The following is a 10398-nucleotide window of genomic DNA, read 5'->3' as shown; positions in this document are numbered from 1 at the left end:
TGCATTATTCATGAAGACTTTGGAAAATCCTCGAAAGCCTTGGCAAGAAGTTCATCTAGCGATCTGGCTGAAAAACAGTCTGTTTTTTGAGATGTCCTCACAATCAGGTTTTTGCCAGTTGGTGAATAATGCAGGCTAAACAAAATAATACCAACACTGGCCGGCAACCTTGAACGAAAGGCGAGTTCTCCAAAATCTTTATCAAATGTCAAGAGAATACGATTTTCTGCTTGGGCGCGACTTAAAACTTCACGGTCCGAGATTCCGGGGGATTCCACCCTAATCCACAGGACATCATGGCCATTTTGTCGTAGGGCTTCAACCGCATCAAGGGGGAAATTTTCGTTCGCTAGAAAACGCATCAGTTAAGCAGGAATAGCATAGACTTTCTCAGATTTGAGCATTACACTAGCATAGCTAAGACAAGCTTGAATATCTTCTACTGTAATACCTGGGTAGTTTCGCAGAATTTCATCAATACTCCAACCTTGGGCGAGAAGATCGATGATAAATTCAACCGCAATCCTTGTTCCTTTAATGATAGGTTTTCCCACCAAAATATCGGGATTTAGTGTAATTCGAGTTTCCCAGTCCATAGCTACATCATTGAAAGTGTTTTCAAAAAGGTAAAGGCTGCGTGGGACGCACCCGATATCTCGTTTTATTATAACAGGATTTGGTATCACAACTTCAATCAATGTGCATGGTGCGTTCCCCAAAAATCGATCGGTGGAGCATTAGGAGCCATATTAGGGAACGTACCTTACAAGATCGGCGATCGCACTACAAGATCGGCGATCGCACTGTGTTGCTATTATACCATGCTCACACAAAACCTAGAGGAGCCAAAATCCGCCTCATCCTTCTTGGTCATGCTCATTGATTGAAGACTGCTGTTGGCTTGAATTCTCCAAAAGTACTCTGTCATAAAAATCTACCGACTCATCTCCTACTGAAAAATTTTCAGTAGGAGATTTACTATCTTTCTCTAAGCTTAAAGTTTTTGATACGAGTAAGTTAATTATTCCGAGATAAACGCGGTCACTGAATCCAGCCAAGAAGCAAACTATAGCTGTAAATCGAGTAGCATTGTCACTTACACCTAGTTCTTTAGCCCATGGACTCGAACTTTCAGAGCCCAATAGTATCAGACCAGATGTTACAGCAAGGTAAGCAACTGCACTCATCAAAATTCCAATAATGGGCCTTGCAATGAGCCACTGAAATTCTATTGAAAATTTAACACGTCTTTTAACTATATAGAACTTGTATAGAATAGCTGAAAGACTGCCTAATGCTCCCCATATCAAAGCCCAAACTGGTACAGAGATGTATGGAACATATGGAACAGAAACAGCGTTATTATTGGATTTAGCTTGAGTCGAAGCAGATGACATAATTACAGTCAAACCAGCGATATAAACAATAATAACAATAATATTAAAAATCTGCCAAAGCTTTTGACCCTTTTGCTCTCTTTTTTCTCTATCAATTATCTCCTTGAAAGAACCTAATAGATATTGAACTTCATTCAATAATTCAGTCTCGACAGCAGGATTTTGTCGCAAATGTTCGAGATGACTCCCAATATCTCTTCTCCACTTTTGCGCCACCTCATAGCGCTTAGTGGACTCGAAAAAAACTCGTCCGCTAGCTTCAGCAATCTTTCTATAATCCTGATAGAGATTCTCTAGCCTAACCTGTGGATCAAGAAGTTTTTTTCGCTCAAGTTCTTCCCTATTGTTTTCAACCGCTAGTTCTAGTTTTTTAAGACGAGTATTAGAACGCCTCAAAGTTGAACCAAGTGAAAAATTATCGATTATGAAACCGATAATTACAAAAATGGATAAAAGTAATATTCCTATAACTATAAAAAGTTCTATTGACACAGGGTTTTGCTCCTCCCGTATCTCCTGAAGCAAAAGAAACCCAAAAAAACGATTTAAGTCTCTCGCAATTCCTCGCCCAGCATAAGTAGAAGAAAGATAAGTAGAGGCTAGACTTAAACATATAATAAAGCAAAGTGCTAAAAGTAAAATTAGACGTAGCAGATATCTTTGTCTAATTGTCCTAAGCTTATTAACGTATTTCCTATAGAGATTAACGGCCTCATAGTCAATGCGATTCTCTAAAATTTCTGGCTCTTCTGGTGGACTCAGAAAAGAAGAAAAGCGAATCCTCTCTACCTCACTAAAAGGGCGGATAGCATTTTCAGGGAAACTTTCTGTTTCTTCATGTATGTTTTCGGAAGATCTATCCATGGATCACTAAACTTAAGTTTATTGAGGTCTAACTACATATTATAGGTCAACTTTCCGTATAACACTCTTAAAAGTAACGATATGGGTCAACTATCGCCCGAACTTTTCCCTATATCACGCCCAAAAGCGTGTTAGCCAGATTAGCTTACCGCAAACAATCTCCTTTTAAGGAGACTGATCACAGAAGCTTTCTAGGAATCTAGCAAAGATTCTTATATCTGGCTGCACTTTGTCACAAAATTTCACTATTATTTCGGGTAAGGTATGGTAAATCCCTTGATAGATTCAATCGGGACTCACTTCTGGGAAACCCGCTATAGATCTCCTGCAAAAATCAAAAATCTTCCCTTAAGTGAGGAGAATCCGAGACAGGAGGAGAAAAAAGACAGGAAAATTTAGTACAAAAGCTCTGCTCTCCCTGCTCTGGCGCTCCCTAGCTTACCAGAGGTCGATTGCGACGACAATTATCGCAATGACCACAGCGAAAATTATCGGCATTTTCCTGAAAACCAAAGGCATTTAAGAGAAAGTGCCAACGACAGCGACGGGTATAGAGGTAGGGAAATATCTCATTTTTGGGTTTAAAAGTCATCTTGGCGGAATTATGACGATAAATAAGCCGATAATGAAAAGGATCGAGCCATTCTAGGCGATCGAGACTGTGTAAAAGGGAGAGAATGAGCGCACCATCGGGAAATTCGGCACTAATCGCCTCTACTTTACCCTCTAGGGGAATTTGGGCTAAAATTTGCCAAGCTTGTCGGTATTGGCGTTCCTGTTGGGAGTTAAAGAATTTTTGCTGGTTTTTATCGCTATTATCTAACCATCCCGTCGGTTCACTAATTAAGGTGAGAGCCTGCATTTTACCGCCATCGCGACCACCGCGGCCGATTTCCTGTAGGTATTCCGATAGTAAAGCTGGGGGTTGGTAGTGGACAACCCAACGCACATCGGGTTTGTTGATACCCATGCCAAAAGCTGAGGTACAGACAACAAAAGTTAAATCCCCCCGCAGCCAATTTTGTTCTATTTCCCGACGCTGAAAGGGCGATAAACCGGCATGATAGGCACTGGTGCGATAGTGGAGAGATTGCAACCATGCCGCTAAATTTTCACTATGGCGACGGGAACGAGTATAGATCAGGCCGGATTGTCGAGGTTGACTGGTGAGGAAGTTTAATAGTTGATGACGACGACAACCGGGGCTAATGCATATTTTGGTGCTTAAGTCAAGGTTTTGACGGTAGGGATTTATTAAGAAAAGTTGTGGTTTTTCTAGTTGTAAGACGCGGGTGAGAGTCTCACGGGTGGCAGGGTTAGCGGTGGCGGTAAAAGCAGCGATCGCTATTTGGCTGCCGGCCGGTTTCGATTGCAGCAGAGCGGGACGGACAGCACCGAGACGACGGTAGGCAGGACGAAAATTATCGCCCCACTGGGTTAAACAATGGGCCTCGTCGAGGATGAGAGCGTTAATTTTAACGTGGGGAAGGGTTAATTTTGACCAGAGGGGCGGACTTAAGAGGGTTTCTGGGGAAAGATAGAGAAGTCGCAGGGTTTGATCTGCGATCGCTGCTAAGGTTTTCTTTCTCTGTTGTCGGGGGATTTCGTGATGAATCAGGGCAACGGGTAATTTTTTGGCTAATAATTCCTCCACCTGATTTTCCATCAGGGCAACCAGGGGAGAAATCACTAGGGTTAAGCCAGTTTTTAATAAAGCGGGCAATTGAAAACAGATAGATTTACCGAATCCCGTGGGCATGACAATCAGGGCATCTTTTGCCGCTAGAATTGTCTCGATAATCTCCTGTTGGGGAAAGCGAAAGCTATCATAGCCCCAAATTTTCTGAAAAATAGTCTGGATGCTTTCGGTATTGTGGGAAGACATGGGTTAACTGCTGGGGTGTGGGGTGTGGGGTGTAGGGTGTGGGGTGTGGGGTGTAGGGTGTGGGGTGTAGGGTGTGGGGTGTGGGGAAGTGGGAATTATGAATTATGAATTATGAATTATGAATTGGGGAGAGGGGAGAAGGGAGCGGGGGAGAGGAGAGCATTTGTATTAAAATTCAGGGGCTGGTTTAAAGGCGCAACTGGTTAGAAACCTCTGGTTTAAACAGTTTGAGCGGTTTTGACTATCCCGGACGGGTAACAATTTTTCCCATAATTGAATTTTTTTTGCACTTCTTTAATAATCTGTTACACTTATAGCGATCAATCCTTGTCTGGGGAATTACTGATGACTGAACCTGTTAGCACCACTGACCCCGCAGTAGAAACCGCCACCGAAGCGCAACCCAGTTACGTCAAGCTGGCGATGCGGAATATGGTCAAGAAAAAAGGCGTCTCGTTAAAACACTTTTTTTTGACTACAGCAGCCCTATTAGGCTTTTTTGTCGGTATTTCCTATCTGACGCGTCCCTAGGATGAAATCTGGTGAGTGAGACTTTGCCCCTAGGAGTGGATTTATGCCTACAGGATAATTATTTTGATCCCGGAAATAGTCCTGTGGATGGGGAAACTTGGCACTATTGGTTGGAGACATGGTTAGGCTATCTATCGGATTATCTCCCCGTTGCCGCCGGTTATGAACTAAGTTTGCGTTTAACAGACGATCGAGAAATTCGGACCTATAATTCCCAGTATCGCCACAAAGATCAACCGACGGATGTTCTCGCTTTTGCCACTCTGGAAGTGGATTTACCAGTGGATGAGGGCATTTTAGAGACAGAACCTTTATATTTGGGGGATATTATTATCTCTGTCCAGACAGCACAACAACAGGCTTTAACACAAAATCATTCTTTGGCGCGAGAATTGGCCTGGTTAACTGCCCACGCTTGTTTACATCTTTTGGGTTGGGACCATCCCGATGAAACAAGTCTGTTAGAAATGCTATCTTTACAGGAAACTTTGTTAAAAACCGTCGAAATGCCGATACATAGTTAGTTGTTTTTGTCAAGCATTATTGAGGAATATGAAGACAAATTATCATCAAGCCAACCAATCTACCAGCCTATCTAATCCCTATCTCAACAATAACTTTATCCCTCGATCGGGAGAGGTGAGTGAGGGCAACAATCCCAGTCAAAGAGAATACGCTTGGCAAGTCGCCTCGAATCTGTTAGTCAGTTTTCGCTACGCTTGGGCCGGAGTCCGTTATGCTTTTGTCAGTCAAAGAAATTTTCGCATTCACACCCTGATTACCCTAGTAGCGATTAGTTGGGGCTTATTTTTGCGGGTTGATGCCATGGAAATGGCGATTGTCACCCTTACCTGCGCTCTGGTGATGGTCTTAGAATTAATTAACACTGCCCTAGAATCAGTGGTAGATCTGACGGTGGGGCAATCCTACCATGATTTAGCCAAAATAGCGAAAGATTGTGCCGCTGGTGCCGTTTTAATCGCCTCGATCGCCGCTTTACTCGTAGCGGCTTTTATTTTTATTCCCCATTTATTAGTTTAAGCTGGAAGCTTTTTTCAGTGTTGCCAAAGGCACGGCGTAGCCGTCCAGTAAACAGTAAACAGTGAACAGTGAACTGAAAACTCAAATCTGATCACTGATAAGCTGTACTGATTTTAAAATGCGTAGGGGAAACTTCAGTACAAATGCTCGAACTTCCTATCCCTGCTGCCAACTCTGGCACTGCGGTGCAGTCTTAACCAGTAATATTAGATAGGGTTTGCTGAAAAAGCTTTTCCTGATGGCAGGGTGTGGGGTGTGGGGTGTGGGGTTTTATCGATTTTCAGGTGGTCAACTACCTAATTTTCAGGGAAAAAGTCCAGGAATTTTCCCCCCGATCACCCCAATGGCTGGCACTTTTTGAGGGGAAAAAAGTCTAAAAGTCTTATCCAACAAGGTTTTTAGATTTATTCAGCCAACCCTAGATAGTCAACAGCTTAACTGATCACTGATAACTGATCACTGATAACTGATTTGGCATAAGGGGACTCGACAGCTTTTAGCCGATAAATTTAACTTTTCTTAACCTAAGCCTAAACTGGCGAGGGGAGAGGGTTTCGCTATATATAAAAAATTGTAATCGTCGATACAGCAAAAAATCTCTTTTGTCCCCCTATAGGTTAGACTATAGTTAGTGATAAGACTTCTTTTGTAGATCTTGCAGGAAATCTCCCATGAGTGCCATAACTTTCTCCACCGCTCCCACCGCTTACTCTATCAGGATGATTAAGGACGAAGTCCGTCAGATGGTAGAACAGGGGGTAGTGAGCAGACACCAACCGATCTACACCCTCTGTCAGTTCATTCCCCCCCGGGAGTGGGTTTGTGTTGAATGTGAACTAGAACGGTGTGACTACCTTCTCAGGGATCAAATTGGTGACTTAATCGCCTCGGAATCTTGGGATAATGATTAAACTCTCCCGGTTGCCGATGGGCAAAAATCGGACTGATCAGAAATTTAGCAGCCTTGTCCACTTTCTTAAACTATTATAATTCAGCCCCGGTTAATTCTGGGGCTGAAACCATGGGGACAGGAGGGGGATAATTGTTGAGAAAAAAGAAGTTTTTGTAAGATTTAGCCAAGTTAGTTCACAAGTTACCCATTGCCAAGGGACGCTATCTCTAACATCCCAGAATTTTCCCTAACTTAAAATCAGTAGTTGGCGCTGTTGTAAAGAACGCACACCGGTTAATCCTAAAGCAACTTGAGCGTCGATTTCTCCCACGGTTAAACGACCATCACAAGCTTGTAGAAAAGCAAATTCTCTTTCCGAGAGATTAACCGGCCGATAATCGTAGTCTAGAACACTTGCACTAGGCCAACCGTAAAGACAGGGATGAACTTCGGCCACTGCATTCTCTAGGACTTGATCCCCGGACCAATCGGCAGTCAGAATCGGTGGTTTAGCGAGGAAAAATTCATAGTGGGTGATTTCCGGATCTAATAATTCCGTCAAGCGATAACGTTCCCTTTCCCCTAAATTTTGCGCTCTAGCCATCAATTCGGGGGATTTACCCAATAAACGCTCTAATTGCCAGTAAGAAGGGTTAGAAAAGCCAATAAAGGCTAATCCTGACGCATCAATCAGTTGAAAGAGGGTATCGATATTGTAGTCCACTTCCCGGGGGTGAACGTACATATCAGCGAAGGACTCATCGCGATGATTTTCCATTGACCAACGCTCTTTTTCCCGTTTCAAAATGCGATTATTTTCTGGTAGAGAGGCAAAAATCTCTCGGCCGACAGCGACCCCATCTTTATAATCCCCGCGTCGGTCTCCCTGCAAAAGTGCGATCGCAGATTGCATTAACTGGATTTCCCAGCGGCCCAATTGAGCATAGACGAAAATGTGCAGCAGACCACCGGGGGCCAGTTTTTGTGCGAGGGATTGAATCCCTTGAATCGGGTCCGGGAGATGGTGCAGCACCCCGACGCAGTTAATTAAATCAAATTCTCCCGGGAGATTAGTGGCTGATTCAAGGGGTAAATGGTGAAAATCCAGAGAACCTCGGTGCTTTGCTGCAACTCCCGAACGATTACAGCGTTCTTTGGCAATTTCTAGGGCTTTTTCACTGATATCTATAGCGACTATATGAGCGAAAGGGTTGAGAGCGAGCAGATATTCAGTTCCCGCACCAGTACCACAACCCGCATCGAGAATGCGGATATCCTCTCGTTCGGGTTTACGATGACAACAAAAGTTATAGGCAGCAATCCAATTCCAGCGCCAATTGTAACCCGGAGGAGGTTCATCTAGGAGCGGTTCGGGGGGGAAAGGATAGGTATTGTAGAGACGTTGTACAGCAGTGCGAATAGTAGCGTCGTCGGACATGAAAATTGGCAGAGTTTAGGATAACACTCGATCGATTGTCTCACAGAGGGCAGCGATCGGGAAAGTCAGCCGGGGTTTTTTTGAGTTGGTCGAGGGTAAATGATAAATAATCATTATGACTATCCAGTTCTGTGCCAAAATTAGATATTATTTCTTTGGTCGATATTTTTTTCTATTCCTTGTCCTACTGTCTCTTAAGCCTATCTAAGTTTTACTGGCAATTATTCGAGAGTCATTCTCTAACAATTATCTCAAATATAAGCAAATCTTGCCGATACAAAAAACCATGAGAATTAAGTCTATAAAGCTTATTAATTATCGAGGTGCAGTCAGTTTAAACATCGACTTTCATCGGCAATTAAACGTATTTATAGGAGTTAATGGTGCTGGAAAATCCACCATTTTAGACAGTTTGGCTATTATGCTTTCATGGTTAGTTAAGCGCCTAAAAAATACTAATGCCAGTGGACAACAGATTAGCGAAACCGAGATTAATAATGGTCAGGGGACGGCTATAATTGAAATCACTGGGGGGACGGAAGATAGTCAAGAGATTACTTGGAAAATAGTAAAAACTAGGACTGGATATATCCACGCTGGAGAACGGAGTAATTTTAGCCAATTAAATGAATACACTCAACAAATACAACGACAAATTACTGAACATCAAGGAGAAATTAACCTACCTTTATTTGTTTATTATTCTGTTAATCGAGCAGTGCTGGATATACCATTAAAAATTAAAACAAAACATCAATTTGATTCTCTAAGTGCCTACGAAAATGCTTTAACCAGTGGATCAGATTTTCGCACTTTTTTTGAATGGTTTCGCGAGCGCGAAGATTTAGAAAATGAAAATAGAAAATATCAGGATTATCTAATTAAACCAGAAGGTTTTTGTTTTCCTGATCCCCAATTGGAAGCAGTTCGGGAAACGATCGAACGTTTTCTACCCGATTTTAGTAATCTTAGCGTCCGTCGTAATCCCTTGAGAATGGAAGTAACAAAAAAGAATAAAATAGTTACTGTTAATCAACTTTCTGATGGAGAAAAATGTCTGATTGCTATGCTGGGAGATTTAGCTCGAAGAATGGCGATTGCTAATCCTCAAAATCCTTATCCCTTAACGGGTACTGGCGTTATTATCATTGACGAAATTGATTTACATTTACATCCTCAATGGCAAAGATTTGTAGTACCTAAATTACTAGAAGTTTTTCCTAACTGTCAATTTTTTATTTCCACCCATTCTCCTAATATTATCACTCATGTTCAACCAGAAAGTTTACACTTCATGGAACAAACAGAAATGGGAATAAAAGTTCATCCCGTGCAGGAGTCCTACGGCAAAAATGTTGATCGAATTTTAGAAGATTTGATGGGATTAGAGACAACTCGTCCCAAGGAAATCGCTGAAGCTTTGAAAGATATCTATGAACAAATTTCTCAAAATCAATTAGAGGCAGCTAAAAAGAAAATCAATGATCTCAGAGCTAAAATTCAAGATGATCCAGAATTAATTAAAGCTGAAGTTATTATTCGACGCAAGGAAATTATCGGAAAATGAAGTATATTAGAAAAAGACAAGAACCACCAGAGTTTAAGAATTGGAAAGAGCAAGCTAACTCAGATTGGCAGCCCGACTTTAGAAATTTAGCAGGAAAACCAAAAGAAATACTAATTAAAGCTTTGATGACAGAACAGGCGGAAATATGTTGTTATTGTGAAAGTCGATTGATTGATGGTAAATGGCATATAGAACATTTTAAACCTCAGAGTGATCCCACTGTTGATCCCTTAGATTATGCCAATTTGCTATGTTCCTGTCAGGCAAATCTTGAGCTTGGTGAACCTCGGCACTGTGGTAGTCTAAAAGATAACTGGTTTGATGAAAATCTCTTAATCTCTCCACTTAATCCCGATTGTGAGTCTCACTTTGCCTTTAACTATGATGGTACAATTAAACCCGTACAAGAAGATGATCAAAAAGCAATTAATACTATCGAAAAGTTGGGATTAAACCTCAATAAACTCAAGGACTTTCGTCAGAAAGCCATCGAACCTTTTTTGGATGAGGAGATAGATAATGCTCAATTAAAAGTTTTTGTCAATGGATATTTATGCTTAGATGATCAACAAAGATACAATCCTTTCTGGACAACAATCAAATATCTGTTCAGCGATTTAATCTCTTCGGGTCTAATTCCCCGCCGCTCGCGGCGTATAATAGAAAAATGAGTGAATACATCCATAAGAGCCATAATGTAAGTGTTTTGCTATATCATTTAGTGTTCCCAGCCAAATATCGTAAAGCCTTTTTCGACGAACAGGTAGATAGCTTGTTGAAAGA

11 protein-coding genes and 1 pseudogene are annotated in these 10398 nt (G+C 41.8%); 7 read left to right on the top strand and 5 right to left on the bottom strand.

What is annotated here, in order from left to right; translation table 11 throughout:
- Nucleotides 1–8: 8 nt before the first annotated feature.
- From IM496_RS07340 to IM496_RS07325, 4 genes are all read right to left on the bottom strand, one after another.
- Nucleotides 9–362 (bottom strand): DUF5615 family PIN-like protein, encoded by a 354-nt coding sequence (locus IM496_RS07340; protein ID WP_287661640.1) that lies wholly within the window; start codon nucleotides 360–362, stop codon nucleotides 9–11.
- Nucleotides 363–365: 3 nt separating this feature from the next.
- Complete coding sequence (locus IM496_RS07335; RefSeq protein WP_002779924.1) at nucleotides 366–596, bottom strand: DUF433 domain-containing protein; 231 nt, start codon at nucleotides 594–596, stop codon at nucleotides 366–368.
- Nucleotides 597–857: 261 nt separating this feature from the next.
- A complete protein-coding gene (locus IM496_RS07330) occupies nucleotides 858–2261 on the bottom strand; it encodes a hypothetical protein (protein ID WP_287661639.1) in 1404 nt (467 codons plus the stop codon).
- A 433-nt stretch (nucleotides 2262–2694) separates the two neighbouring features.
- On the bottom strand, nucleotides 2695–4146 hold the full coding sequence (locus IM496_RS07325) for a RecQ family ATP-dependent DNA helicase (protein ID WP_287661638.1): 1452 nt from the start codon (nucleotides 4144–4146) through the stop codon (nucleotides 2695–2697).
- A gap of 345 nt (nucleotides 4147–4491) precedes the next feature.
- On the opposite strand from IM496_RS07325, the gene IM496_RS07320 reads away from it, so the two are divergent.
- From IM496_RS07320 to IM496_RS07305, 4 genes are all read left to right on the top strand, one after another.
- Nucleotides 4492–4677: a DUF3285 domain-containing protein gene (locus IM496_RS07320; protein WP_002752941.1), complete on the top strand. Its 186-nt coding sequence runs from the start codon at nucleotides 4492–4494 to the stop codon at nucleotides 4675–4677.
- Nucleotides 4678–4688: 11 nt separating this feature from the next.
- Entirely contained in the window at nucleotides 4689–5201 is a 513-nt protein-coding gene (gene ybeY / locus IM496_RS07315; RefSeq protein ID WP_287661637.1) for an rRNA maturation RNase YbeY, read from the top strand.
- 28 nt (nucleotides 5202–5229) lie between these two features.
- Complete coding sequence (locus IM496_RS07310) at nucleotides 5230–5718, top strand: diacylglycerol kinase (RefSeq protein WP_194016530.1); 489 nt, start codon at nucleotides 5230–5232, stop codon at nucleotides 5716–5718.
- A 671-nt stretch (nucleotides 5719–6389) separates the two neighbouring features.
- Nucleotides 6390–6629, top strand: a complete 240-nt coding sequence (locus IM496_RS07305) for a DUF4327 family protein (RefSeq protein ID WP_002738935.1) — start codon at nucleotides 6390–6392, stop codon at nucleotides 6627–6629.
- 228 nt (nucleotides 6630–6857) lie between these two features.
- On the opposite strand, the gene IM496_RS07300 is transcribed toward IM496_RS07305, so the two are convergent.
- Nucleotides 6858–8048, bottom strand: a complete 1191-nt coding sequence (locus IM496_RS07300; protein ID WP_287661635.1) for a class I SAM-dependent methyltransferase — start codon at nucleotides 8046–8048, stop codon at nucleotides 6858–6860.
- 286 nt (nucleotides 8049–8334) lie between these two features.
- Here IM496_RS07300 and IM496_RS07295 point away from each other — a divergent pair, with 286 nt between their 5' ends.
- The 3 genes and pseudogenes from IM496_RS07295 to IM496_RS07285 form a co-directional block, all read left to right on the top strand.
- Nucleotides 8335–9615: an AAA family ATPase gene (locus IM496_RS07295; protein ID WP_287661634.1), complete on the top strand. Its 1281-nt coding sequence runs from the start codon at nucleotides 8335–8337 to the stop codon at nucleotides 9613–9615.
- Nucleotides 9612–10286, top strand: a complete 675-nt coding sequence (locus tag IM496_RS07290; RefSeq protein WP_287661633.1) for a retron system putative HNH endonuclease — start codon at nucleotides 9612–9614, stop codon at nucleotides 10284–10286. Before IM496_RS07295 ends, IM496_RS07290 begins: the two co-directional genes overlap by 4 nt.
- A pseudogene (locus IM496_RS07285) lies at nucleotides 10283–10398 on the top strand (IS200/IS605 family transposase); the annotation flags it as partial. The gene IM496_RS07290 and the pseudogene IM496_RS07285, both read left to right, overlap by 4 nt.

The organism is Microcystis sp. M049S2 (assembly GCF_020245625.1).
Classification (GTDB): domain Bacteria; phylum Cyanobacteriota; class Cyanobacteriia; order Cyanobacteriales; family Microcystaceae; genus Microcystis; species Microcystis ichthyoblabe_A.
The sequence above is the reverse complement of the archived record's forward strand: the minus strand, read 5'-3'. Positions and strand labels throughout refer to the sequence as shown.

Bases quoted from the DNA above. Each gene is read 5' to 3' on its own strand.
- IM496_RS07330 (WP_287661639.1), bottom strand. From the start codon at position 2,261: ATGGATAGATCTTCCGAAAACATACATGAAGAAACAGAAAGTTTCCCT.
- IM496_RS07325 (WP_287661638.1), bottom strand. From the start codon at position 4,146: ATGTCTTCCCACAATACCGAAAGCATCCAGACTATTTTTCAGAAAATT.
- IM496_RS07300 (WP_287661635.1), bottom strand. From the start codon at position 8,048: ATGTCCGACGACGCTACTATTCGCACTGCTGTACAACGTCTCTACAAT.
- IM496_RS07305 (WP_002738935.1), top strand. From the start codon at position 6,390: ATGAGTGCCATAACTTTCTCCACCGCTCCCACCGCTTACTCTATCAGG.
- IM496_RS07290 (WP_287661633.1), top strand. From the start codon at position 9,612: ATGAAGTATATTAGAAAAAGACAAGAACCACCAGAGTTTAAGAATTGG.
- IM496_RS07340 (WP_287661640.1), bottom strand. From the start codon at position 362: ATGCGTTTTCTAGCGAACGAAAATTTCCCCCTTGATGCGGTTGAAGCC.
- IM496_RS07310 (WP_194016530.1), top strand. From the start codon at position 5,230: ATGAAGACAAATTATCATCAAGCCAACCAATCTACCAGCCTATCTAAT.
- IM496_RS07335 (WP_002779924.1), bottom strand. From the start codon at position 596: ATGGACTGGGAAACTCGAATTACACTAAATCCCGATATTTTGGTGGGA.
- IM496_RS07320 (WP_002752941.1), top strand. From the start codon at position 4,492: ATGACTGAACCTGTTAGCACCACTGACCCCGCAGTAGAAACCGCCACC.
- IM496_RS07295 (WP_287661634.1), top strand. From the start codon at position 8,335: ATGAGAATTAAGTCTATAAAGCTTATTAATTATCGAGGTGCAGTCAGT.